The organism is Micromonospora aurantiaca ATCC 27029, assembly GCF_000145235.1.
GTDB lineage: Bacteria > Actinomycetota > Actinomycetes > Mycobacteriales > Micromonosporaceae > Micromonospora > Micromonospora aurantiaca.
In genome coordinates this window covers 6,562,118-6,585,497 of the sequence record NC_014391.1, presented here as the reverse complement: position 1 = coordinate 6,585,497, position 23,380 = coordinate 6,562,118, and the positions used below count along the sequence as shown (strand labels likewise).

Below are 23,380 nucleotides of genomic sequence, written 5' to 3'. Positions count from 1 at the left end.
TGGGGCGTCAGGGGATCAGTGCCGCTCGCTCTCGGGGGTGAGCAGCGCGGCGAGCTGGCGTTTCCAGGTGTGCAGCAGGGCGGCGCGGCGGGGCGAGTCGTCGCTGAGCAGGTTGGCCACGCCGAGGCCGCGGAGCAGGTCGAGGGTGGCCTGCACCGACTCGCGTACGCCCGGCTTGCGCTCGTCCACACCGAGCAGCTCGACGGTGAGCCGGTGCATCTCGCGGCCGATCCGCGCCTCCAGCGGCACCAGCGCGGCGCGCAGCTCGGCGTCGGTACGCGCGGCCACCCACAGTTCCAGCGCGGCCACGAACAGCGGGCCGGTGAACGAGGCGGCGAGCAGGTCGACCACGCCGTCGAGCCGCTTCGGGCCGACCGGCAGGTGCGCCGCCTCGGCGCGCAGCTCGGCCGCCCGGCGCTCGGTCAGGTGCGTGACGGCGGCGGTCACCAGGGCGGCCTTGGTGGGGTAGTGGTGCAGCTGGGCGCCCCGGGAGACGCCGGCGTGGGCTGCCACCACTGTCGTCGTGGTGCCGGACCAGCCGTGCTCCACCAGGCACTCGACAGTCGCCTCCAGCAGCCGGGCCTGGGTGGCACGGCTGCGCTCCTGCTGCGGAACTCGGCTCGACACGCAGACAGCGTGCCCCGCCCAAAACAAACAGTCAAGCCTGACTTTTTCTGAAAGGAGGGGGCCCTTGTTAACGCCTGCGGTAGAGGAAGGGCCCCTTGTTAACGCCTCAGCGGCCGTCGCGCGGAGCGAAGACCGTGAGCGCGTCGGCGTCGGAGTGGCGGGAGCGGACGTACTCGTCGGCCCAGGCCGCCGCATCAGGGAACGTGGACTCGGCGGCGACCCGGGTGCAGGCGGCGTCCACGTCGAAGCGGGTCCGGCGCAACTGCACGCCCGGGCCGAGCAGCGCCCACCAGGCACCGGCGCCCCCGTACGGCATGCCGACGCTGCCCGGGTTCACCACCAGGCGGCGATCGGCCAGCCGGGTGAACGGCATGTGCGTGTGCCCGCAGACCACCGTGCCGACCTCGGCCGGCAGGCCGGCGAAGACCTCGGCCCAGCGGTCCAGCCGCGAGTCGACGAGCACGACCTCCTCGTCGTCGCGCGGGGTGGCGTGGCAGAACAGCACGTCGCCCAGACCGGTGACCGGCAGCGTGACGGACGGCGGCAGCGCCGCCAGCCGGGCCACCTGGTCGTCGCGGAGCTGCCCGGCGGCCCAGTTCGAGACGGCGATCGGGGAGGACCTGCCGGCCCGCGCCTGCACCAGCTCCCGGTCGGCGTTCCCGCCGACCCAGCAGGCCCGGTCACCGAGCGCGGCCAGCCGGTCCAGCACCTCGACCGGCTGCGGACCGGCCGCCAGGTCACCGGTGAGGACGATCAGGTCGGCGGCTGCCACGTCCGGCTCGGCCAGCACTGCTTCCAGCGCGGGCAGCACACCGTGGATGTCGGAGAGGACGGCGACGCGATCAGGCATCGTCCCAGCCTGGCGACCCCGTTGCGGGAGCACCAAGCGATTCTGCGGCGGGCAGAGACGGCGCCGGCCGTCCCGCGCCCTGACGGCACCGGCCCGCTCAGAGGCGGCAACGGCCCCGGCTTGGGCAGAGACGGCATCGGCCCGGCCTGCGCAGAAGACGGCAGCAGAAGACGGCATCGGCCCGGCTCCGCGCGGTGGCGGGCCGGGCCGGGAAGCCGGTACGGAGGGTCAGACCCGCGCGCGGCGAGCCAGGCGCTCCGGGTCGAGGATGATGATGCTCTTGCCGTCCAGCCGCAGCCAGCCGCGCGAGGCGAAGTCGGCCAGCGCCTTGTTGACGGTCTCCCGGGAGGCGCCGACCAGCTGGGCGATCTCCTCCTGGGTGAGGTCGTGCGTCACGCGCAGCACGCCGCCGTCGCGGGTGCCGAACCGGCCGGCCATCTGGAGCAGGTTCTTGGCGACCCGGCCCGGTACGTCGGTGAAGATCAGGTCGGCGAGCGAGTCGTTGGTCCGGCGCAGCCGGCGGGCGAGCACCCGCAGCAGCTGCTCGGCGATCTCGGGCCGGTTGTTCAGCCACGGCCGCAGCGCCTGCTTGCGCAGCCGGACCAGGCGGGTGTCGGTGACCGCCGTGGCCGTCGCCGTACGCGGACCGGGGTCGAAGAGCGACAGCTCACCGACCATGTCCGACGGGCCCATCACGGCGATCAGGTTCTGCCGGCCGTCCGCCGCGCGGCGACCCACCTTGATCTTGCCGGACAGGAGGATGTAGAGACTGTCGCCGGGCTCGCCCTCGTTGAACACGATCTCGCCCTTGCGGACCTCGATCGTCTCCATCTCCTTGGCGAGCGCCTCGGCAGCCTCCGGGTCGACACCCTGGAAGATCCCGCTGCGGGCCAGTACCTCGTCCATCGCGCACCTCCGCCTGCGCGTGCCGTCCGTCGGCCGGGTCTGCCGTCCGCTGATCCCTCGCGCGCCGCCAGTCTAGGCGCACATGAGCAGGAATCAGAGGTGCACCCCTGGAATCTTGATCGTTGGGCGTAACCCACCCGACCTGGGGAGCGGCTAAGATCCCGCCCCCGGCACGGGCCGGCGCCACCCGTTCCCACCTGTGATCGTAGGGTGACCGGCGTGCTGTGTGAGCCGTTCCTGACCAGCCGGTCCGAATCCGGGTGGGACATCCCGATGCTGGCCTGGCGGGCCGAGGCCCCGCTGCTGGCGGTCGGCTCCGCGCCGCTGGGCGGGGGGATCGGCGTCCGCCGGTGGGTGCTCAACGCGACGGTGCCCATGTCGTACGACCGGGACGACCCCGCCGCGCACCTGGCCGAGCTGGCGCACGGCCTCGACCTGGACGGCCCCGGGGTCGGGCTGCTGACCGGCGTGGACGTGAGCGAGGTGGTCCGCCGCACGGACGGCGGCGTCCGCGTCTGGGCGACTGTCGGCCTGGGCACGCCGGTCTGGGCCGCCGCCCCCGAGCCGGCCACCGTCGCACCCGAGCCGGCGCCGTCGGCCGCGAGCGAGCCGGCCCGGCCCGCGCAGCACGTCGGCACCGTCAACATCGTCGTGTACGTCCCGGTGCGGCTCGGCGACGCCGCACTGGTCAACGCCGTGGCCACCGCCACCGAGGCGAAGGCCCAGGCGATCTGGGAACTCGGACTGCCCGCGACGGGCACCCCCACCGACGCGGTGACGGTGCTCTGCCCGGCCGACGGCGATCCGGCCCCGTACGGCGGTCCCCGGTCGGCCTGGGGCGCACCGCTGGCCCGGGCCGTGCACGCCGCCGTGCGCTCCGGCGGCGCCGGGACCGTGGTGCCCTGGTCCGACCGGCGGGCGGGCTGACGTGGGCCCGGCACACGCGACACGCCGGGTTTTCCGACCGATCGGCCCTCGTCGCGGCGTTCCGGGGACGGTAGCGTCGCCGACGATGTACGCTTCCGCCCGCTCTGTGCCCCGTACCCTCCGCGCCGCCGTCGCCGGACCGCCAGCCGCCGTTCCCGGACCGCGCCGCGCGGTGCTCGGCCGACGCCTGGCCGCGTTCGCCGCGCTCGTCGCCGTCCTGTTCGTCGCCGGCTGCGGCGGCGACGCCGGCGGGTCCGGCGGCGACCCCCGGTGGCAGACGGGACAGGGCGGCGGATCGACCGGCTCGGCCGGGCCGGCCACCGGTGACCAGCCGGCCGCGCCTGATGCGTCGAAGGAGCCGTCGATCTCGCTCACCGCGACCGGTGACGTGATCATGGGCAACGCGCCGGACCGGCTGCCCCCGAACGGCGGCAAGGGCTTCTTCGACGACGTGAAGTCGGCGCTCAAGGGCGACCTGGTGATGGGCAACCTGGAGGAGCCGCTCACCGACGACACCGGCGCCGGCAAATGCGGCCCGGAGCCGAAGAACTGCTACCAGTTCCGCGCGCCGCCCGGCTACGCCGCGCACCTGCGCTCGGCCGGGTTCCAGCTGCTCAACCAGGCCAACAACCACGGCTACGACTACGGTCGCCAGGGCTACGAGAACACCCAGTCGGCGCTGGAGGCGCACGGGCTCAAGCACACCGGCGCGCCGGGCGAGATCACCGTGGTGGACGTCAAGGGCATCAAGGTCGCCGTGGTGGGCTTCTCGTCGTACCCCTGGTCCAACAGCCTGGTCGACCTGAACGCCGCCAAGCAGGTGGTCGAGATGGCCAAGGAGCAGGCCCAGATCGTGGTGGTGCAGGTGCACATGGGCGCCGAGGGGGCGGACAAGACCCGGGTCAAGCCGGGCACCGAGATGTTCTTCGGCGAGAACCGCGGCGACCCGATCCGCTTCTCCCGGACCGTCATCGACGCCGGCGCCGACCTGGTCATCGGGCACGGCCCGCACGTGCTGCGCGGGATGGAGTTCTACAAGGGGCGGCTGATCGCGTACAGCCTCGGCAACTTCGCCGGTGGCGGGAAGTCGCTGAACAGCTCCGGCCGGCTCGGCTGGGGCGGGGTGCTCAAGGTGTCGCTCACCGCCGACGGGACGTTCGCCGGTGGCACATTCACCTCCACCGTGATGAACGGCGTGGGCCGTCCGTCGGTGGACCGGCAGAACCGCGGCCTCGGACTGGTCCGCGACCTGAACCGGTCCGACTTCCCGGACACCGGCGCGAAGCTCGACGGGACCGGCAAGATCACCGCACCGGCGGGTGGCTGAGCGCACGCCCGCCGCGCCGAGCCGCCGGAGCGTCGGCCCCGCGACGTAGGCTGGCCGACGTGACCACGCGCTCCCCCGAGACCGACCTCGGCCGTACGCGCCGCGCCCGGCGCATCGGCCGCGTGCTGACCGAGACGCACCCCGACGCGCACTGTGAACTCGACCACGCCAACGCGCTGGAGCTCGCAGTGGCGACGATCCTGTCCGCCCAGTGCACCGACAAGAAGGTCAACGAGGTCACGCCGAAGCTGTTCGCCCGCTACCGCACCGCCGCCGACTACGCCGCGGCGGACCGCGCCGAGCTGGAGGAGCTGATCCGGCCCACCGGGTTCTACCGCAACAAGACCAGCTCCCTGATCAACCTCGGGCGGGCGCTCTGCGAGCGGTACGACGGCGAGGTGCCCGGGCGGCTCGACGACCTGGTGACCCTGCCGGGGATCGGCCGAAAGACCGCCAACGTCATCCTCGGCAACGCCTTCGGCGTCCCCGGCATCACCGTCGACACCCACTTCCAGCGGCTGGTGCACCGGTGGCAGCTCACCACCGAGACCGATCCGGTGAAGATCGAGCACGCGATCGGCGCGCTCTACCCCAAGCGCGACTGGACGATGCTGTCGCACCGGGTCATCTTCCACGGCCGCCGGGTCTGCCACGCCCGCAAGCCCGCCTGCGGCGCGTGCACGCTGGCGAAGCTGTGTCCCGCGTACGGCACCGGGCCGACCGAGCCGGCCGCCGCGGCCAAGCTGCTCAAGGGCCCCCGCGCCCGTGACCTGGCGGTGGCCGTCGGCCTCGATCCCGACCTGGTGCCGCAGCAGGCGGCAGCGGCGGACGTGCCGTGATGCGCCGGCTCGCGTACCTTCTCGTCCCGCTGCTGCTGGCGACGGCGGGCTGCACCGCCACCGCCGAGGAGCCGGAACGTCCGGCGCCGGCGACCCGGGCCGAGCGCCCCTCGCCGTTCGCCGACTGCGCCCCGCTGACCGTCGCGCCCGCCGCCGCGTCCCCGACGTCCGCCGGTAAGGCCGGTGACCAGCTCCCCGACCTGACGCTCAACTGCTTCACCGGCGGCGCGCCCGTGAACCTGCGCGACGTCAAGGGCCCGGCGGTGATCAACGTGTGGGCGTCCTGGTGTCCGCCGTGCCGCAAGGAGCTGCCCGCGTTCCAGCGGCTCAGCGAGCGGGCCGACGGCCGGTTCCAGGTGATCGGCGTGAACAGCCGGGACAGCCGCGGCGGCGCGCAGTCCATCGGCGAGGACTACGGCGTCGACTTCCCGATGCTGCTCGACCAGGGCGACGCGTTCCAGCGCGCGCTCGAACGCAACGCGTTCCCGCTCACGGTGCTCGTCGACGCCGACGGGCGGATCCGGCACACCGACGCGACCGGCGCGCTCGACGACGCCCGCCTCGCCGCGCTGCTCGAACGTCACCTCGGGGTGCGGGTATGACCCGACGGCCGCCGGTGTGGTTCGACCCGCTGCTGGGCCGGCTCGGCACCGCGCGGGCGGAGGACTTCACCCGCATCGTCACGCCGTCCAGCGGCGGCCGGGAGAGCGCCGTACTGGTGCTGCTCGGCGAGGAGCCCGGCGCCGGGCCGGACGTGCTCGTCCTCCAGCGCGCCGCGACGCTGCGCAACCACGCCGGGCAGCCGGCCTTCCCGGGCGGGGCGGCCGACCCGGAGGACGCCGACGCCCGCGCCACCGCGCTGCGCGAGGCGAACGAGGAGGTCGGCCTCGACCCCGGCAGCGTCACAGTGCTCGCCGAGCTGCCCCGGCTCTGGATCCCGGTCAGCGACTTCGTGGTCACCCCGGTGCTCGCCTGGTGGCACGACCCGCACCCGGTGCACCCGCGTGAGCCGGCCGAGGTCGCGCACGTGGCCCGGCTGCCGGTCACCGAGCTGGTCGACCCGGACAACCGCATGCGGGTACGCCACCCGAGCGGCTGGATCGGTCCCGCCTTCTCCGCACGCGGCATGCTCGTCTGGGGCTTCACCGCAGGCGTGATCGACCGGCTGCTGGAGATGGGCGGCTGGTCCCGGCCCTGGCCGCACTCGCGTGTGGTGGACCTGCCGCCCGTGGACGCCACGCCCGCTCCGTCGGCGGGCACCGAGGCGGCCGACGAGAGCCCGGTGCGCTGATCACCCGTACGCATCCCCGGGTCACGTTCCGCGAGCGCTGAGCCGAGCACGGGCCCCGTGCCCGTACCCTTGGGGGGTGTCCGCCGTGGATCTCGTCCTTCTTCTGCTCATGCTCGTGTTCGCGATCAGCGGATACCGTCAGGGTTTCGTCATCGGGGCCCTGTCGTTCTCCGGCTTCTTCCTCGGAGCGCTGCTCGGCCTCCAGGTCGGGCCGCTGATCGCGCAGCAGTTCGCGGCGAGCGGCACACGCGTGCTGATCTCCCTGGTGGCGATCTTCGGGCTCGCGGTGCTGGGGCAGGCGCTGGCGGGCTGGCTCGGCTCGAACCTGCGGGCCGCCATCACCGGCCCGGCCGGCCGGAAGATCGACGACGTCGGCGGCGCGTTCATCTCGGTCATCGCGGTCATGCTCGTGGCGTGGCTGGTCGCCGTGCCGCTCGGCTCCTCCTCGGTGCCGTGGCTGGCCTCCTCGGTCCGCAACAGCGCGCTGCTCACCGTCGTCGACCAGGTGCTGCCGGACAAGGCGCAGGACCTGTCCACAGCGCTGCGCGACACGGTCGACACCAACGGCTTCCCGGACGTGTTCGGCGACCTCGCGCCGACCAGGGCCCGGCAGGTGGCACCGCCCGACCCGGCGCTGGCCAACTCCCAGGTGGTGCAGAACAGCAGGCGGTCGGTGGTGAAGGTGCTCGGCTCCGCGCCGAGCTGCTCGCGCCGCATCGAGGGCTCCGGTTTCGTGTACGCCGACGACCGGGTGATGACCAACGCGCACGTGGTGGCCGGCACCCGCTCGGTGGCTGTGGAACTGCGCGGCGAGCGGTACGACGGCGAGGTCGTCGTCTACGATCCGGACCGGGACCTGGCCGTGCTCTACGTACCCGGGCTGCCCGGCCCGTCGCTGCGCTTCGCCGCCGGCCCGGCCGCCACCGGCGCTGACGCGATCGTGCTCGGCTTCCCGCTCGACGGCCCGTACGACGCCCGCCCGGCCCGGATCCGGGACGTCGACCGGATCACCGGCCCGGACATCTACTCGGCCGGTGACGTCAACCGGGAGATCTACACGATCCGGGCGCTGGTGCGCAGCGGCAACTCCGGCGGCCCGCTGGTCTCCTCGAACGGTCTGGTGCTCGGCGTGATCTTCGCGGCGGCGGCGGACGACCCGAACACCGGTTTCGCGGTGACCGCCGCCGAGGCGCGACCGGTGGCGCTCGCGGGCGCGGAGCGTACCCGGGGAGTGGCGACCGGCGACTGCACCTGAGCCGGCCGGCGGCGCTCAGCCACCCGCCGATGCTCCCGCCGGTGTCGCCTCGTCGCCCGAGCGGGACAGCGGCAGCCGGGCGCGGCCCCAGGTGAGCGTGCGGTCGAGTACCGCCCGCGCCATGATCGCCACGCACGCGCCGCCGTTGAGGAACGAGGCGACCACGTCGCTCGGGTGGTGCATGCCCCGGTACATCCGGGTGAGCGCCACGCCGATCGGCACCAGCACCAGCAGCGTCCACCAGCCGACCTTGGTCGGGGTGCTGCGCGCCCGCAGCGCCAGCAGCACCGCGAGACCGACGTAGAGCGCCGTGGCCGCCGAGGTGTGCCCGGACGGGAAGCTGGACGTGGGCGGGGAGGCGTCCATGTGCGCGACGGCCGGGCGGTTCCGGTCGATGGCCATGGTGGTGAACAGGAAGATCAGCGCCTGCGCGGTCACCGCCGCGCACAGGAACAGCGGCTCCCGCCAGCGGTGCAGCACCAGCCGCAGCACCAGCGCCGCCAGCACCGTCACCACGACGATCATCTGGGTGCTGGCCAGCGTGCTGAACACCAGCGAGACGTCGTTCTACCCCGGCGTCCGGTCGCCGGCCAGCTCACGGTTGACCGTGTCCTCCACGGTGAACGGCCAGGTACGGGCCAGCACCCGGGTCACCAGCAGGCCCAGGCCCACCATCAGCGCGAAGAGCAGGGCCAGCGGCAGCAGGACACGCCGGGTGACTCGGATCACGACATCGGACATGGGCACGCCTGTACCCCGGCGCGGGTCCGGTTACGCCCGGCCGCCCTCCGGCCGCTGGTCGGCCAGCTCCGGCTCGACCCCCTCACGGAGCGGACGGGCGGACGGCCGCCCGGATCCGCTGCGCCAGGTGGCGAAGCCGGCCGCTGTCGCGGCCACCACCGCCGCCCCGAGCACCCAGCCGCCCACCACGTCGCTGGTCCAGTGCACGCCCAGCGCGATCCGGCTGAGCCCGGTCACCACTGCGACCAGCACGGCGGCGGTCCACAGCGCGACCCGGCCCCGGCGGCTGTCCCGCACGAACGGCAGGAACACCAGCAGCAGCACACCCGCCGCCAGCGTGGCGTTGAGCGCGTGACCGGACGGAAACGAGTAACCGGCGGCCCGGGCCACCGGGTCGAGCAGATCCGGCCGGTCCCGGCCGACGAGCAGCTTGAGCAGCGCGCCGAGCAGCCCGCCGGCGGCCATTGTGACGACCACCCAGATCGCGAGCCTGGGCGCGCCGCGCCGGACCAGCCAGACCACCACCACGACCGCGGCCACCCGCAGCGGCCCGGGCCCGAAAACGTGCGTCCAGACCGTCATCACACCGACCCAGGCGGAATGGTCCTGTGCGTAGCCGTGGAACGCGTCGGCGATCGAGGCGTCCAGCCGCAGCAGAGGCGGCCACGCGCCGAGCACCAGCAGCGCGATCAGGGCGAACGGCACCAGCACCAGGAACGCCGCGACCGCGGCCAGGGTGAGCCGCAGGCCCAGCGAGTGCTCGGGGTCGAGGCGGCGGCTCCGCCACGACCGCTGCCGCGTGACAGTGGCCCCGGTGGTGTCCATGGGGCTCTCCCTACCCATCCGAGGGCGGGATCAGACCGGTTCAGCGACGGGTCTGTCGGAACCGGCGAACCATCAACGCGGTGCCGGTGACGAGTGCGACGAACAGGGCCAGGCCGGTCCAGAGCCGTTCCGGGGCGGAGGCGTCCGTCTGGCCCGCCGGCCGGGCGTTCCAGCCCTCCGAGGAACGCCCCAGCGGGTCACCGCCCCGGCCCGCCGCAGCGGCCCGGGTGTCCCGCGTGTCGCCGGGCGCCGGCCCGAAGCCCACCACGCCGGGGGAGCCGTTGTCGTCGAGCGGGTTGTGGCCCACCGCCGGGACGTCGGCGGTGAGCGCGGCCACCGGATCGACAAGGCCGTAGCCGAACCGGTCGTCCCGGCCGGTCGGGCCGAGATCCCGGGCGGTGGCGATCAGCCGGTTCACCACGTCCCCGGCTGACATCTTCGGATACCGCGCGCGGACCAGGGCAGCCGTCGCGGCGACGAGCGGCGCGGCGAAGCTCGTACCCTGCACCCGCCAGTAGCCCTCCGGCCGGGCGCCGTAGAGCCCGGTGGCCGGGGCGCTGAGCACCGTCTCATGACCCGTGATCGAGCCGGACCAGAGGTTCTCGCTGGTCCGCTCCAGCCCGGCGACCGCGAGCACACCCGGTTCCCGGGCCGGGTACCAGACCTCGGTGGTCGTCGAGGTGGCCAGATTGCCGGTGCAGGCCACCACCACCACGTCCCGGGCGAACGCGTAGTCGAGCGCCGCGGCCAGGGCCGGGTTGTCGCTGCTGCCGCCGAGCGACAGGTTGACCACCTGGGCGCCGTTGTCGACCGCCCAGCGCACCGCCTTGGCGATGATCAGCGCGTCGTCGTAGCGGTTCTCGACGTCGAGGACCCGGACCGGAAGGATCTTGGCGTCCGGCGCGAGCCCCAGCACGCCCCGGTCGTCGTCGGCCCGCCCGGCGATCAGCCCGGCCACCGTGGTGCCGTGCCCCACCGGGTCCGGGCCGTCCGAGCCGTCCGGCGTCACCAGATCGAGGCCGGGCAGCACCTGGCCCGCCAGGTCGGGGTGGGTGCCGTCCACACCGGAGTCGATCACCGCGACCACCACGCCGCGCCCGGTCGAGGTGCGCCACGCGGTCTTCGCCCGCAACTCCTCCAGCTGCCACTGCTCGTCGCGTACCTGATCGGTGCGCAGCAGGCGGTCGGGGGACACCCAGGGACGCGCCACTGTGGCCGGGGCGGCGGGCGCGGCGTGGGCCGGCGGTGCCAGCGGACCGGCGACGGTGGCCAGCGCCGACACGGCGGCGAGCAGCGCGCGTCCGGCGCGACGCCGGGGCGGCCCACCGGGCGGTCCCTGCCGATCCCCTGTCACATTCCCCAGCCGTTCGGTCGCGTCAGACACATGCTGCACGGAGATTACCGGTTGTCCCGACCGTCACGGGGCAACTCCGCGAGGCGGATCACCCGGGCGGGAGATGCGCCAACTGCACCAGGCGCACCCCCTCCCGGCGCGTGACCAGGCGCGCCCGCCCCGGGGGCAGCGGCCCGGCCTTGACCTGACCGACGAGCGCGCCCTCCTCCGGGCCACCCGACATCACCAGCCCGGCCGTGGACAGCTCGCGCAGCCGCTGCACGATCGGCTCGTACGCGGTCCGCCCGGCACCGCCGGTACGCCGCGCCAGCACCAGGTGCAGCCCGACGTCCCGGGCGTGTGGCAGATGCTCCTCCAACGCCCGCAACGGGTTCGTCGGCCCGCCTGCCACCAGGTCGTAGTCGTCGACGAGCACGAACAGTTCCGGTCCCTGCCACCACGACCGGCTGCGCAGCTGCGCCGGGGTCACCTCCGGCCCCGGCTGCCGCCCCTGGAGATAGCCGGCGGCCGACTCGATCAGCTCGGCGGTGTGCGGCGCCGCGGTCCCGTACCCGATCAGGTGCGGCGTCTCGATCACGCCCATCAGGCTGCGCCGGTAGTCCACGAGCATCACCCGGGCCTGCTCCGGGGTGAACCGGTTGACGATCGAGGTGGCGAGCGCCCGCAGGAACGACGACTTGCCGCACTCGGCGTCGCCGAAGACCAGGAAGTTCGGCTCGGTGGCGAAGTCCAGCACCACCTGGGACAGGTCCGCCTCGGCCACGCCGATCGGGAACGCCAGCCCGCTCGTCGCGCTCTGGTCCAGCTCGGCGTACGGCAGCACCGGCGGAAGCAGCCGCACCCGGGGCGCCGGCGGACCGGTCCACGCGCCGGCGACCGCCTTGACCATGTCGGCGGTCTCCGCGCCCAGTGCCTCGACGCGGGGTTCGGCGGTGAGGAAGTGCAGTCCTCCCGCCGTGATGCCGCGTCCCGGACGCTCCTCCGGCACGGTTGCCGCCAGCGCGCGCTTGACCACCACCGAGTCGGCCGGGTCGCCGAGACGCAACTCCAGCCGGGAGCCGAACAGGTCACGGATCGCTGGGCGGAAGTCCGACCAGCGCAGCGCGCTCGCCACCACGTGCACCCCGTACGCCAGGCCCCGGGTGGCGAGTTCGGTGACCAGCGGTTCCAGATCCTCGTACTCGCCGCGCAGCGTGTTCCAGCCGTCCACCACAAGGAACACGTCCCCGAACGGGTCCGGCGCGCCCGCCGCCCGCCGCCGTCGCCATGCGGCCATCGACTCCACACCGGCCTCGGCGAAACGCCGCTCCCGCTCGGCCAGCAGGCCGGCGACCTCGCCGACGGTACGGCGCACCGCGGTGCCGTCGGTCCGCCCGCTGACACCGCCCACGTGCGGCAGGTCGCGCAGCGTGCCCAGCGTCCCGCTGCCGAAGTCGAGGCAGTAGACCTGCACCTCGGCCGGGGTGTGGGTGAGCGCGAGCGCGCAGACCAGGGTGCGCAGCAGGCTGGACCGGCCGCTGCGGGTGGTGCCGACCACAGCGACGTGCCCGGCCGCGCCGTCCAGCGCCAGCCAGAGCAGGTCACGCCGCTGCTCGAACGGCTTGTCCACCACCGCCACCGGCACCTGGAGCGCCCCGTGCAGCTCCGGATTCGCCACCGTGAGCCCGCGTACCGGGTCGGTGCCGACCGGGCCGAGCAGCTCGTCCAGGGCGGGCGAGGCGTCCAGCGGTGGCAGCCACACCTGATGCGCCGGTGGGCCCTGCCCGGTCAGCCGGTCCACGAGCAGGTCCAGCAGCGTCTCGCCGCTGTCGTCCTCGGCGGGCGGGGCGACGGGCGCGGGCGGCTCGGGCACCGGGACCAGGTGGGTGGAGAACGCGAGCACACGCGCCTCACCGGCGCCGGACGCGCCCGCCCCGCCGCCGCGGCGGCGGACCGCGCCGGAGACGTACGCGGCCTTGAACCGGACCAGCGGATCGGTGCCCGAGCGCAGGTAACCGTGCCCCGGGCTGCGCGGCAGCTCGTGCGCGTCCGGCACGCCCAGCACCGTCCGGGACTCCAGCGCCGAGAACGTCCGCAAACCGATCCGGTACGACAGGTGCGTGTCCAGCCCGCGCAGCCGCCCCTCCTCCAGCCGCTGGCTGGCAAGCAGCAGGTGCACCCCGAGCGACCGGCCCAGCCGGCCGATCTGCACGAACAGGTCGATGAAGTCGGGCTTGGCGGACAGCAGCTCGGAGAACTCGTCGCAGATCAGCAGCAGCGACGGCAGCGGGGCCAGCGGCGAACCGGCCGCCCGGGCCCGCTCGTAGTCGCGCACGCTCGCGAAGTTGCCGGCCCGGCGCAGCAGCTCCTGCCGGCGCATCAGCTCCCCGTTGATCGCGTCCACCATCCGGTCCACCAGCGGCAGCGCGTCGGCCAGGTTGGTGATCACGGCGGCGGTGTGCGGCAGCCGCCCGAACGGCGCGAACGTGGCGCCGCCCTTGAAGTCGACGAGGACGAAGTTGAGCTGTTCCGAGCTGTGCGTGGCGGCCAGCCCGAGCACGAGCGTGCGCAGCAGCTCCGACTTGCCCGAGCCGGTCGCGCCGATCAGCAGGCCGTGCGGGCCCATGCCGTCCTGCGCCGACTCCTTCAGGTCGAGGTCGATCGCCCCGCCGTCGGCGCCCACGCCGATCGGCACCCGCAGCCGGTCCCGCGCGGCCCGGGGCGCCCAGCCCTGCTCGGCGGTGAAGCTCTCCGGGTCGCCGAGACCCAGCAGCTCGGGCAGACCCAGCTCGGCGCCGGGCGGCGCGTCCGGTCCGCGTACCGTGCCGGCCAGCCGCAGCGGCGCGAGCCGCCGGGCCACCGCCTCCGCGTCGGCGGGCGCCAGCGCGTCGGCGGCGCCCACCTCGGCGTGCCCCTCCGCGGAGTGCGAGTGCAGCCGGCCGTCGACCAGGTCGAGCAGGAGCGCGTACCGGTCGAGCAGCCGGGGCGGCGGAGTGTCCAGGTCGAGCACTGTGACCGCGTCGATGCCGCCGTCACCGGCCAGGTCGGTCGCGCCGGTCAGGTCACCGCCGTCGAGCACCACCACGACGTGCGGCCCGTCGGTGGCGGTGCCGTGCGGGCTGAACCGGGACCGGGCGCCGAGCACGTCGTCGAGCAGCCGTTCCAGGTCGGCGGCGGAGCTGGTGACCAGCCGCACCGGGCCCAGCGCGTCGGTGCGCGCCGGATGGTGGGCGTGCGGCAGCCACTTCACCCACTCCCAGGCGGTCCGGCGTTCCGGCCCGGCGCACACCGCGATCAGCAGCTCGTCCGGCGCGTGGAAGACGGCGAGCTGGGTGAGCACCGCCCGGGCCAGCGCCTGCGCGGCGGGCGAGCCGGCGCCGCGTACCGGGCCGGCCGGGCCGCGCACGAAGACCCGGGCGAAACTGCGCAGCGACAGCGCCACCGGCAGGTCCGGCACCACCGAGTACGCGTCCAGGAAGCGCCGCAGCGCCCCGGCCGTCATCGGCTCCAGCTCCTCCAGCGGGCGGGTGACCGGCGGGACCAGCGGGGTGGCGAGCGTCTGCGGGCCCACACCGACCCGGACCACGGCGAAGTCCGGGTCGCCCGGCCGGCGCTCCCAGACCCGGTGACTGTCGACTGTCGACCAGAGCCGCCCCGGCTCGGGATGGCGGTAGGACAGCCCGGCCCGCTGGGCGCCGGCGGTCTCCCGCACCCGGCGCCGGAGCGTGGCGAGGTGGCGCAGGTACTCCCGGCGGGCGGCCATCAGCTCGGACTTCTTCGGCCCGGCGCTGCCCCAGGTGGTGACCAGCATCGCCAGCGAGGAGAGGCCGAACATGCCGCCCACCACGTACGAGTAGGCCCCGCCGCCGCGGCCGAACATCATCGCCATGGCCACCGTCCCGCCGAGCATCGGCAGCACCATCAGCGCCTGCTGCCAGCGCCCACCGGCGGCGGCGGGGATCTCCGGCGGCGCCTCGACGGGCAGCTCACCGACCGGGATCTCCGGTGCCGGGCGGCGTGGCGGCCGCTTGATGACGACAGTGGACACTCACCCTCCCCGGAAGTGGCTCTGGGTAACCCGAGCCTGGCTCATCGTAGGTAAAGTCCTCTCGTCCGTCAGCCCACTCCCTCCGCTCGATATGGAGATGCCTCGATGACAAGCGGGCTCGCCCGGGTCACGATCAGCGCGCCCAGGCGGCGGGTCGACGTGGCCCTCCCGGAGCAGGTGCCCCTGGCCGAGCTGTTGCCCGAGGTGCTCCGGCACGCCGGTGAGGGGCTGGCCGACGACGGGGAACGGCACGGCGGGTGGGTGCTGCGCCGGACCGACGGGGCGGTGCTCGCCACCGCCCAGGCGCTGCTGCCGCAAGGAGTGCGCGACGGCGAGGTGCTGCACCTGGTGCCGGCCCGCGCGCAGTGGCCCGAACTGGAGTACGACGACGTGGTCGAGGCGATCGTGGACGGCGCCCGGCGCCGGGGTGCCGCCTGGTCGGGCCGGGCCACCCGGGCCGCGGCGCTCGCCGGTGCCGCCGTACCCCTGGCCGTCGGCCTGGTCGCCGTGGTCGCGGCCGGGCCGGGCGCGCGCGGCTGGCCGGTCGCCGCGGCGGTCGCCCTGATCCTGGTGCTCACCGCCACCGCGGCGTCCCGGGCGTACGGGGACGGCCCGGTCGGCGCCACGCTCGGCGGGTACGCGCTGCCCTGGGCCGCGGCGGCCGGTGCGCTGGCGGTCACCTCCGGCGACCCGGTCGGCCCGATCCCCGGCCTGCGCTGGGTCGGCGCCCCCGAACTGCTGGTCGGCTCGGTGGCGCTGCTGCTGGTGGCGGTGCTCGGCCTGCTCGGCGTGGCCAGCCGGTCCCGCGTCTCCGTGGCCGGGGTGACTGTCGGCGTGGCAGGCGTGGCGGCCGCGCTCGGCGGGCTGCTGCTCGACCCGGACGGCACCGCCGCGGTCCTGCTCGCCGTGCTGGTGTTCGCGCTCGGCGGGCTGCCGTTGCTGGCCATCCGGGTTGGCAAGCTGCCGCTGCCGCCGCTCACCCTGCCCAGCCCGGCCGGCACCCGGGACCTGCCGGACCGGGGCCGGGTGCACGCGGCGGTGGCCCGCGCCGAGGAGGTGCTCACCGGGATGCTGCTCGGCCACGCGGTGCTCGCGGTCGGCGCGGTCGCGGTGCTCGTCTCCGTCGGGCGTACCGCCGGGCTGCTGCTCGCCGCGGTCGCCTGCGGGGTGCTGCTGCTGCGCTCCCGCCTGTTCGTGGCGGTACGGCACCGGGTGCCCGCTGTCGTCGCCGGGCTGGCCGGGTTCGCCCTGCTCGGCGTGGTGCTGGCCGAGCGGGCCGGTCCCGGTGGCCGCCTGGCGCTGACAGTGGGCGGGCTGGCCCTGGCACTCACGGCGGTCACCGCCGGCGCCACGTACGCCCGGCGCCCGGTCTCCCCGTACCTCGGCCGGCTGGCCGACCTGACCGACACCGCGCTCGTGGTCGCGGTCGTGCCGGTGGCCTGCGCGGTGCTCGACCTCTACGACCGGGCCCGCGACCTGCTCGCCTGAACACGCGCAAGGCCCGGGTCGCGAAGCGCGACCCGGGCCTCCGGCGAAAGCGTGAGCGTCAGTGCAGCGTCTCGCCGCGCTCCTCGGCCTCCTTGGCGCGCCGGTACGACGCGGCGATCTCCGCCTCGGCCTCGACCCGGCCCACCCAGGTCGCGCCCTCGACCGACTTGCCCGGCTCCAGGTCCTTGTAGACCTCGAAGAAGTGCTGGATCTCCAGCCGGTCGAACTCGCCCAGGTGGTGGATGTCGCGCAGGTGCTCCTGACGCGGGTCCTCGTAGGGCACGCAGAGGACCTTGTCGTCGCCGCCCTTCTCGTCCGTCATCCGGAACATGCCGATGGTGCGGCAGCGGATCAGGCAGCCCGGGAACGTCGGCTCCGGCACCAGCACCAGCGCGTCCAGCGGGTCGCCGTCCTCGCCCAGGGTGCCCTCGATGAACCCGTAGTCGGCCGGGTACTGCGTGGAGGTGAAGAGGGTGCGGTCCAGCCGGATGCGGCCGGTCGCGTGGTCTACCTCGTACTTGTTCCGGTGACCCTTGGGGATCTCAACCGTGACGTCGAAATCCATCTTCCACGCTCCCTCGTTTGCCCACGCTGGCTAACGGCAACCAGCGGCTCACCCCCGGCGCGGGGTGAACGCCCCCCGTCGGCTCCGGCCGCCGCATAGTGTTCGGACCGAAGTAGTGTCGCCCAAGGCGATTTCGAGCGGGGAGGAGGGGGCCGTGGGGAGGGAAGATTCACACTACCGCCCCGAGAGGGTTGACGGGCGCGGGTCCGCCGGTTCCGGTTCCGGCGGGGCCACCGGGCGGGTGTCCGTCCCTGGTGCGAACGTCCCCCATCGTCCGGCTCCGGCCACCGGGTCCGCCCGCGTCGGCCCGCCGCACCACGGCTCCGGCCCGGCGAGCGGCTCGGCCCGCGTCGGCCCGTCCCACGACCCGACGGCTCCGCTGAACTGGCCCGGCGCGCCGGACTCGATCCCGGTCAGCCCGCCGGTCCCGCCGGTCGGCGCCGCGCCGCCCGTACCCTCAGGGCCGCCCCCGGGCCGGCCGCGACGCGGCCGGCGGCTCGTCGCGGCGCTCGCCTGCGTGCTCGTGCTGGCCCTGGCGGTGGCCGGGCTCGCCGTGCTGCGCCCCGGCCCGGTCGCCGGGTGGCTGGGCGACGACGACAGCACGGGTACGGCGGTCGCCGCGCCGCCCGAGCCCTCCCCGCAGGCCGTGCTGGCCGGGCCGGACGGCAACGCCCCGCTGCCCACCGAGGCCGGCATCCGCACCGCCCTCGACCCGCTGGTCCGCGCCGCCGCGCTCGGCGACCGGGTGCACGTGTCGGTGGCCGACGTGAGCACCGGCCAGGCGCTCTACGGCAGCGGTCAGGACACGCCCACCGTGCCCGCCTCGGTGACCAAGCTGGCGACCGGCGTGGCGGTGCTCGCCGCGCGTGGCCCGGCCTACCGGATCCCGACCCGCGCGGTGGCCGGGGCGAACCCGGGCGAGGTGGTCCTGGTCGGCGGTGGTGACCCCACGCTCGCCGTGGACAAGAACGGCTTCTACCCGGGCGCGGCCCGGCTGGACGACCTCGCCGCCCAGGTGCGCGACGCGCTCGGCGGCACCGCGCCGACCAAGGTGATCGTCGACTCGTCGCTGTTCAGCGGCCCGGTCTTCGAGCCCGGCTGGGACGCCGACATCCCCACCGGCGGTTTCGGCGCGGCGATCACCGCGTTGATGACCGACGGCGCCCGGAAGAACGCGGCTGAGGCGCGGCGCACCGCCGAGCAGACCAATCACGCCGCCGAGCGGGTGCCGCAGCCCGACCTGACCGCCGGCCGGCAGTTCGCCAAGCTGCTCGGCCTGACCGGCGGCGCCGCCCAGGTGACCCGGGGCACCGCGCCGGGCGCGTCCGGCGCCACGGGTACGGCCCCCGGCGCCGAGCTCGGAAAGGTCGAATCACTGCCGATGATCCGGCTGGTCGACATCATGATCAGCGACAGCGACAACGTGATCGCCGAGGCGATGGCCCGCCAGGTGGCGCTCGCCAAGGGCAAGCCCGGCTCGTTCGCCGGCGGCGCGGCCGCCACCGACCAGGTGCTCGGCGAGCTGGGCCTGCCCGCCGGCGAGATCAGCCTGGCCGACGGCAGCGGGCTGTCCCGCACCAACCGGATCAGCCCCTCGCTGCTCACCGACCTGATCACGCTCGCCGGCAACGGCAGCCATCCCGAACTCGCCGCGATCTTCGGCGGTCTGCCGGTCGGTGGCTGGTCCGGCACGCTCGACGAGCGCTACCGCGCGGCGGCGACCCGCGCCGGAGCGGGTGTCGTCCGGGCCAAGACCGGCACGCTGAGCGGCGTAAACGCGATCGCCGGCACGGTGACCACAGCCGACGGCCGGCTGCTCACGTTCGCCGTGCTCACCGACCGGACCCAGGGCTCGCTGGACGACACCCGGGCGGCGCTGGACCGGATCAGTTCGGCGCTGGCCGGGTGCGGCTGCCGCTGACCGACGGGCGTCGATAGGCCGGCGCGAGCCCGGGTGGGGGTGTTCCGGCGCGGGTACGGTGGGTTCATGGCGCAGTTCGTGGACTGGGATCTGGCCGCCGCGACAGCGGGGGCGCTGAGCAAGTCGGGCCCCCGGGTGTCGTACGCCGAGGCCACCGACGTGGTCGGCGACCTGCGCCGGCTGACCGAGGAGGCGGCCGGTCACGTCGCCGACTACACCGGGCTGCGTGCGCAGGTCGCGCACCCGCCGGTACGCGTGGTCGACCGCCGGGACTGGGCGGCGGCGAACATCGCCGGGCTGCGTGAGGTGGTCTCCCCGCTGGTCGAGCGTCTCTCCGGGGACAAGCGGCCGGGCGCGCTCACCGAGGCGATCGGCTCCCGGGTCACGGGTGTGCAGGCCGGCACCGTGCTGGCGTACCTCTCCGGCCGCGTGCTCGGCCAGTACGAGGTCTTCGCCGGCGACCCCGGCCAGCTGCTGCTGGTGGCCCCGAACATCCTGGAGGTCGAGCGGAAGCTCGGCGCCGACTCGCGTGACTTCCGGCTCTGGGTGTGCCTGCACGAGGTGACCCACCGCACCCAGTTCACCGCCGTGCCGTGGATGCGCGCGTACTTCCTCGGCGAGGTGCAGGCGTTCGTGGACGCCTCCCAGGGCGGCGAGCACCTGCTGGAACGGCTCCGCCGCGGCGTGGCGACGCTCTCCGACGCGGTCAAGGACCCGGAGAGCCGGGCCAGCGTGCTCGACATCGTGCAGACCCCGGCGCAGCGCGCGGTGCTGGACCGGCTGACCGCGCTGATGACGCTGCTGGAGGGCCACGCCGAGTTCGTGATGGACGGCGTCGGCCCGCAGGTCATCCCCAGCGTCGAGTCGATCCGGGCGGCGTTCAACCGCCGCCGCGAGTCCGGCAACCCGCTGGAGAAGGCGATCCGGCGGCTGCTCGGCATCGAGGTCAAGATGCGCCAGTACGCCGAGGGCCGCAAGTTCGTGCACGGCGTCGTCGACCGGGTGGGCATGCAGGGCTTCAACAAGATCTTCTCGTCGCCGCTGACGCTGCCCCGCCTGGACGAGCTGGGCGACCCGGACGCCTGGGTGTCACGCGTACACGGGCCCGCCGGTGCCACCCCGCCAGTCGGCTGATCCGGCCGGTTCGGCTGGTCCGCTCGGTCCGGCTTCTTCCGCGGGCCGGGCGGATTCCGGCGCCCGGTCGCGCCGCTCGCCGTCGCCCGCTCCCGCCGTCGCCGCCGTGCGGCTCGCCGTCCGCCGGGTGCTGACCGGCCTGCCCGGCGGCGGCCCGGTGCTGGTGGCCTGCTCCGGCGGGGCCGACTCGCTCGCGCTCGCCGCCGCCACCGCGTTCGTGGCCCCCCGGCTCGGACGGCAGGCCGGCCTGGTGACGGTCGACCACGGCCTGCAAGCCGGGTCGGCGGAACGGGCCGAGGCGGTCGCCGACTGGGCCCGCGCCGAAGGGCTCGACCCGGTCGAGGTGCTTCCGGTACGCGTGGACGGCCGGCCCGGCGGTCCGGAGGCGGCCGCCCGCGAGGCCCGGTACGAGGCGCTGATCGCGGCCGCCCACCGGTTCGACGCAGTCGGTGTGCTGCTCGGGCACACGCGCGACGAGCAGGCCGAGACCGTCCTGCTGGCGCTGGCCCGGGGCGCCGGACCGCGCGGGCTGTCCGGGATGCCGGAGCGGCGCGACGTCGACGGGGTACCCCTGCTGCGCCCACTGCTCGACGTCCCGCGCGCCAACACCCGGGCCGCCTGCGAAGCGCTCGGGCTCGACCCGTGGGCGGACCCGCACAACGCCGATCCGGCGTACGCCCGGGCCCGGGTCCGGTCCGACGTGCTGCCGGGACTCGTCGACGCGCTCGGGCCGGGGGTGGTGGCCAACCTGGCCCGTACCGCCGGGCTGCTCGCGGCCGACAACGCCGCGCTCGACGCGCTCGCCGACGCCGCGCTCGCCGACGCCCGGACCAGGGAGGGCGGGCTGTCCGTAGCCGGGCTCGCCGAGTTGCCGGCCGCCGTCCGTACCCGGGTGCTGCACACCTGGGCCCGCGAGCTGGGCGCCGCGCCGGCCGCGCTGTCCCACAGGCACGTGGCCGCGCTGGACGCCCTGGTCACGGCGTGGCGCGGACAGGGCCCGGTGCACCTGCCCGGCAACCACCAGGTACGCCGCCACGCGGGTCACCTCCTGCCCTGACCCGAGCGGGCGGCCCCCCTACCCCCCCGTTGATCAAGGCCTTTTGGTCACGTTCCGGCCCTCCCCAGCCCGCAAACTCCTTGATCACCGCTCCAGAGGTGCCGGCGGTGTGGGGTGGGTCAGGTGGTCTGGCGGTCTCGGAAGGTGGTGCGGTAGGCAAGCGGGGTGGTGCCCACCCGGCGAGTGAAGTGGTGCCGCAGCGCTGCCGCGTCGCCGAAACCGGCCTGCTCGGCGACGCCCTCCACGCTCAGTGACGTGTCCTCCAGCAGGTGCCGGGCCAGCAGCACCCGCTGGTTGGTCACCCAGTCGTGCGGGGTGGTGCCGGTCTCGGCGCGGAACCTGCGGGCGAACGTACGTGGGGCCATCCCGGCGCGCGCCGCCAGCTCGTCCACTGTCACCTGTCGCGGCAGGTGTCCCATCAACCATTCCAGCACCGGTTCCAGCGTGGGTGCCTCCGGCGCCTTGGGGATCGGCGCCTCGACGTACTGCGACTGGCCGCCGTCGCGGTGCGGCGGCACCACCATCCGGCGGGCCAGCCGGGTCGCCACCGCGGAGCCGTGCTCCTGGCGTACCAGATGCAGGCAGGCGTCGATGCCGGCGGCGGTGCCTGCGCTGGTGAGCAGCCGGTCGTCCTGCACGTAGAGCGAGTCGCACTGGACCCGGGCGGCCGGGAAGCGCTGCTGGAGTTCGTCGGTGTACCGCCAGTGGGTGGTGCAGTCGCGCCCGTCTAGTACGCCCGCCTCGCCGAGGACGAACGCGCCGGCGCAGACGCTGAGCAGCCAGGCGCCCCGGTCGGCGGCGCGGCGCAGCGCGGCGAGCACCGGCTCGGGGACCGGGGTGCCGTCGGCGTGCGCGGGGACCGCCACCAGGTCGGCGTCCTCGACCGGGCCCAGGCCGGCGGTGGGGGTGAGCAGGAACCCGGAGCGGCTGCGGACCGCGCCGCCGTCGGCGGTGCAGACGTCGAACCGGTATCCGGGGAAGCCGTCGGCGGTGCGGTCGGTGCCGAAGACCTCGGCGAGCACGCCGAGTTCGAACGCGGCGACGTGGTCCATGGCGATGACGGCGACCGAGCGGAGCATGTGACGAGGGTAACCCGACAGGTGGCAGGAAATCGATTCCCGATGACATTCCTGCCACTGTCCGGATCGGTCGGCGGCCCGCAGAATCAATGGTGTCCGGTGCGCACCGGCGGCGAAAACAGTCTCAACCATGCGAAAGCGAGCGCCGCCATGACCGTTCTGCTGCTCCTGCTCTTCCTGCTCCTTCTCGTCGGCGCCAGCGCCTTCGGGTTCACCGCCGACACCCGCGACTCGGCCGACTGGAAGCCGAGCGACGACGGGCAGCGCTGGCGCTCCCGTACCTGCTGAGGTGATTTATTCAGTTCGCGCCGATAATCCCCGGCGGGACCGCGCCAAAAGGGGCGGCCCCGCCGACGGCGGCGCGGGGGCGTACGGCAGGCTAGGAGCATGGCTGACGGCTCCTGGTACGACGCCGACATCGACCACGTGATCATCTCGGAGGCGCAGATCCGCGACAAGACCGCGGAGCTGGCCAAGCAGGTCTCGGCGGACTACGCCCACGTCGAGGACGGCCTGCTGCTCGTGTGTGTGCTCAAGGGAGCGGTCATGTTCATGGCCGACTTCGCCCGCGCGCTGGGCCGCCAGGGCCCGCCCGCCGAGCTGGAGTTCATGGCCGTCTCGTCCTACGGCCAGGGCACCACCTCGTCCGGCGTGGTCCGCATCCTCAAGGACCTGGACCGGGACATCGCCGGCCGCCACGTGGTGGTCGTCGAGGACATCGTCGACTCCGGCCTGACGCTGTCCTGGCTGCTGCGCTACCTGGAGTCGCGCTCCGCGGCGAGCGTCGAGGTGGTCGCGCTGTTCCGCAAGCCGGACGCGGTCAAGGTGCAGGTCCCGGTCAAGTACGTCGGGTTCGACATCCCCACCGAGTTCGTCGTGGGCTACGGGCTCGACTTCGGCGAGCGGTACCGCGAGGTGCCCTACGTCGGGGTGCTCAAGCCCGAGGTGTACGCGCGGGCCTGAGGCTTTGCCGAGCCCTTCGTCAGCTGACATTCAGCGGGCTCTCAGTCTTCCGGTCTACGGTAGGGACCGGTGACGTGGAGGCACCCTCCACGCCCGGCCCCTCGAACCGCGTGACCGTGCGGTGTGGGCGGGCCGGGTGGGAGCTCCCCGCCACGCCGGCTCAAACCCGGGTTCGCCCTACGCGTAAGTGCCGGGCTCGCAAGC

22 protein-coding genes are annotated in these 23,380 nt (G+C 74.6%); 12 read left to right on the top strand and 10 right to left on the bottom strand.

Annotated elements, in window-relative coordinates:
• Positions 1–15: 15 nt before the first annotated feature.
• From MICAU_RS29455 to MICAU_RS29445, 3 genes are all read right to left on the bottom strand, one after another.
• Positions 16–627, bottom strand: a complete 612-nt coding sequence (locus tag MICAU_RS29455; protein ID WP_013289007.1) for a TetR/AcrR family transcriptional regulator — start codon at positions 625–627, stop codon at positions 16–18.
• Positions 628–733: 106 nt separating this feature from the next.
• Positions 734–1,477 (bottom strand): metallophosphoesterase family protein, encoded by a 744-nt coding sequence (locus MICAU_RS29450; protein WP_013289006.1) that lies wholly within the window; start codon positions 1,475–1,477, stop codon positions 734–736.
• 228 nt (positions 1,478–1,705) lie between these two features.
• A complete protein-coding gene (locus tag MICAU_RS29445; protein ID WP_007466162.1) occupies positions 1,706–2,383 on the bottom strand; it encodes a Crp/Fnr family transcriptional regulator in 678 nt (225 codons plus the stop codon).
• Positions 2,384–2,602: 219 nt separating this feature from the next.
• On the opposite strand from MICAU_RS29445, the gene MICAU_RS29440 reads away from it, so the two are divergent.
• The 6 genes from MICAU_RS29440 to MICAU_RS29415 all read left to right on the top strand — a co-directional run bounded on the left by MICAU_RS29440 (position 2,603) and on the right by MICAU_RS29415 (position 8,022).
• A complete protein-coding gene (locus MICAU_RS29440; protein ID WP_013289005.1) occupies positions 2,603–3,310 on the top strand; it encodes an adenosylcobinamide amidohydrolase in 708 nt (235 codons plus the stop codon).
• Between the two features lie 106 nt (positions 3,311–3,416).
• Complete coding sequence (locus tag MICAU_RS29435; RefSeq protein WP_356997592.1) at positions 3,417–4,637, top strand: CapA family protein; 1,221 nt, start codon at positions 3,417–3,419, stop codon at positions 4,635–4,637.
• Between the two features lie 59 nt (positions 4,638–4,696).
• On the top strand, positions 4,697–5,476 hold the full coding sequence (gene nth / locus MICAU_RS29430; RefSeq protein WP_013289003.1) for an endonuclease III: 780 nt from the start codon (positions 4,697–4,699) through the stop codon (positions 5,474–5,476).
• Positions 5,473–6,078, top strand: coding sequence for a TlpA family protein disulfide reductase (locus MICAU_RS29425; protein WP_174361750.1), 606 nt, complete (start codon positions 5,473–5,475; stop codon positions 6,076–6,078). Before nth ends, MICAU_RS29425 begins: the two co-directional genes overlap by 4 nt.
• Positions 6,075–6,767, top strand: a complete 693-nt coding sequence (locus MICAU_RS29420) for an NUDIX hydrolase (RefSeq protein ID WP_013289001.1) — start codon at positions 6,075–6,077, stop codon at positions 6,765–6,767. Before MICAU_RS29425 ends, MICAU_RS29420 begins: the two co-directional genes overlap by 4 nt.
• Before the next feature lie 76 nt (positions 6,768–6,843).
• Positions 6,844–8,022: a MarP family serine protease gene (locus MICAU_RS29415; RefSeq protein ID WP_013289000.1), complete on the top strand. Its 1,179-nt coding sequence runs from the start codon at positions 6,844–6,846 to the stop codon at positions 8,020–8,022.
• Positions 8,023–8,037: 15 nt separating this feature from the next.
• On the opposite strand, the gene MICAU_RS29410 is transcribed toward MICAU_RS29415, so the two are convergent.
• From MICAU_RS29410 to MICAU_RS29395, 5 genes are all read right to left on the bottom strand, one after another.
• The gene (locus MICAU_RS29410) at positions 8,038–8,574 is read right to left on the bottom strand and encodes a phosphatase PAP2 family protein (RefSeq protein ID WP_244879694.1); all 537 of its coding nucleotides are present in this window, start codon (positions 8,572–8,574) and stop codon (positions 8,038–8,040) included.
• A gap of 15 nt (positions 8,575–8,589) precedes the next feature.
• Complete coding sequence (locus MICAU_RS33320) at positions 8,590–8,763, bottom strand: hypothetical protein (protein ID WP_013288999.1); 174 nt, start codon at positions 8,761–8,763, stop codon at positions 8,590–8,592.
• A gap of 30 nt (positions 8,764–8,793) precedes the next feature.
• Positions 8,794–9,588, bottom strand: coding sequence for a phosphatase PAP2 family protein (locus tag MICAU_RS29405; protein WP_013288998.1), 795 nt, complete (start codon positions 9,586–9,588; stop codon positions 8,794–8,796).
• A gap of 40 nt (positions 9,589–9,628) precedes the next feature.
• Positions 9,629–10,942, bottom strand: a complete 1,314-nt coding sequence (gene mycP, locus MICAU_RS29400; protein ID WP_174361749.1) for a type VII secretion-associated serine protease mycosin — start codon at positions 10,940–10,942, stop codon at positions 9,629–9,631.
• 88 nt (positions 10,943–11,030) lie between these two features.
• Positions 11,031–14,969 carry a type VII secretion protein EccC gene (locus MICAU_RS29395; RefSeq protein WP_013288996.1) on the bottom strand — a complete coding sequence of 1,313 codons (3,939 nt, stop codon included), beginning with the start codon at positions 14,967–14,969 and terminating at the stop codon, positions 11,031–11,033.
• 105 nt (positions 14,970–15,074) lie between these two features.
• On the opposite strand from MICAU_RS29395, the gene eccD reads away from it, so the two are divergent.
• The gene (gene eccD / locus MICAU_RS29390; protein ID WP_013288995.1) at positions 15,075–16,457 is read left to right on the top strand and encodes a type VII secretion integral membrane protein EccD; all 1,383 of its coding nucleotides are present in this window, start codon (positions 15,075–15,077) and stop codon (positions 16,455–16,457) included.
• 58 nt (positions 16,458–16,515) lie between these two features.
• Here the strand turns inward: eccD and MICAU_RS29385 are convergent, their stop codons facing one another.
• Entirely contained in the window at positions 16,516–17,022 is a 507-nt protein-coding gene (locus MICAU_RS29385; RefSeq protein ID WP_013288994.1) for an inorganic diphosphatase, read from the bottom strand.
• A gap of 517 nt (positions 17,023–17,539) precedes the next feature.
• Here MICAU_RS29385 and dacB point away from each other — a divergent pair.
• From dacB to tilS, 3 genes are all read left to right on the top strand, one after another.
• The gene (gene dacB / locus MICAU_RS29380; RefSeq protein WP_174361825.1) at positions 17,540–18,943 is read left to right on the top strand and encodes a D-alanyl-D-alanine carboxypeptidase/D-alanyl-D-alanine endopeptidase; all 1,404 of its coding nucleotides are present in this window, start codon (positions 17,540–17,542) and stop codon (positions 18,941–18,943) included.
• Positions 18,944–19,009: 66 nt separating this feature from the next.
• Positions 19,010–20,077 carry a zinc-dependent metalloprotease gene (locus tag MICAU_RS29375; protein WP_013288992.1) on the top strand — a complete coding sequence of 356 codons (1,068 nt, stop codon included), beginning with the start codon at positions 19,010–19,012 and terminating at the stop codon, positions 20,075–20,077.
• Positions 20,078–20,183: 106 nt separating this feature from the next.
• Positions 20,184–21,134: a tRNA lysidine(34) synthetase TilS gene (tilS, locus tag MICAU_RS29370; protein WP_013288991.1), complete on the top strand. Its 951-nt coding sequence runs from the start codon at positions 20,184–20,186 to the stop codon at positions 21,132–21,134.
• A gap of 119 nt (positions 21,135–21,253) precedes the next feature.
• Here the strand turns inward: tilS and MICAU_RS29365 are convergent, their stop codons facing one another.
• Positions 21,254–22,213: a GlxA family transcriptional regulator gene (locus MICAU_RS29365; RefSeq protein WP_013288990.1), complete on the bottom strand. Its 960-nt coding sequence runs from the start codon at positions 22,211–22,213 to the stop codon at positions 21,254–21,256.
• 150 nt (positions 22,214–22,363) lie between these two features.
• Between MICAU_RS29365 and MICAU_RS32805 the strand changes: the two genes are divergently transcribed.
• A complete protein-coding gene (locus MICAU_RS32805) occupies positions 22,364–22,501 on the top strand; it encodes a hypothetical protein (protein ID WP_018786602.1) in 138 nt (45 codons plus the stop codon).
• A gap of 99 nt (positions 22,502–22,600) precedes the next feature.
• Positions 22,601–23,176, top strand: coding sequence for a hypoxanthine phosphoribosyltransferase (hpt, locus tag MICAU_RS29360; RefSeq protein WP_013288988.1), 576 nt, complete (start codon positions 22,601–22,603; stop codon positions 23,174–23,176).
• The last annotated feature ends 204 nt before the right edge of the window (positions 23,177–23,380 follow it).

Bases quoted from the DNA above. Each gene is read 5' to 3' on its own strand.
- eccD (WP_013288995.1), top strand. From the start codon at position 15,075: ATGACAAGCGGGCTCGCCCGGGTCACGATCAGCGCGCCCAGGCGGCGG.
- MICAU_RS33320 (WP_013288999.1), bottom strand. From the start codon at position 8,763: ATGTCCGATGTCGTGATCCGAGTCACCCGGCGTGTCCTGCTGCCGCTG.
- MICAU_RS29420 (WP_013289001.1), top strand. From the start codon at position 6,075: ATGACCCGACGGCCGCCGGTGTGGTTCGACCCGCTGCTGGGCCGGCTC.
- MICAU_RS29450 (WP_013289006.1), bottom strand. From the start codon at position 1,477: ATGCCTGATCGCGTCGCCGTCCTCTCCGACATCCACGGTGTGCTGCCC.
- hpt (WP_013288988.1), top strand. From the start codon at position 22,601: ATGGCTGACGGCTCCTGGTACGACGCCGACATCGACCACGTGATCATC.
- MICAU_RS29365 (WP_013288990.1), bottom strand. From the start codon at position 22,213: ATGCTCCGCTCGGTCGCCGTCATCGCCATGGACCACGTCGCCGCGTTC.
- MICAU_RS32805 (WP_018786602.1), top strand. From the start codon at position 22,364: ATGACCGTTCTGCTGCTCCTGCTCTTCCTGCTCCTTCTCGTCGGCGCC.
- MICAU_RS29375 (WP_013288992.1), top strand. From the start codon at position 19,010: ATGGCGCAGTTCGTGGACTGGGATCTGGCCGCCGCGACAGCGGGGGCG.
- MICAU_RS29385 (WP_013288994.1), bottom strand. From the start codon at position 17,022: ATGGATTTCGACGTCACGGTTGAGATCCCCAAGGGTCACCGGAACAAG.
- MICAU_RS29405 (WP_013288998.1), bottom strand. From the start codon at position 9,588: ATGGACACCACCGGGGCCACTGTCACGCGGCAGCGGTCGTGGCGGAGC.
- MICAU_RS29445 (WP_007466162.1), bottom strand. From the start codon at position 2,383: ATGGACGAGGTACTGGCCCGCAGCGGGATCTTCCAGGGTGTCGACCCG.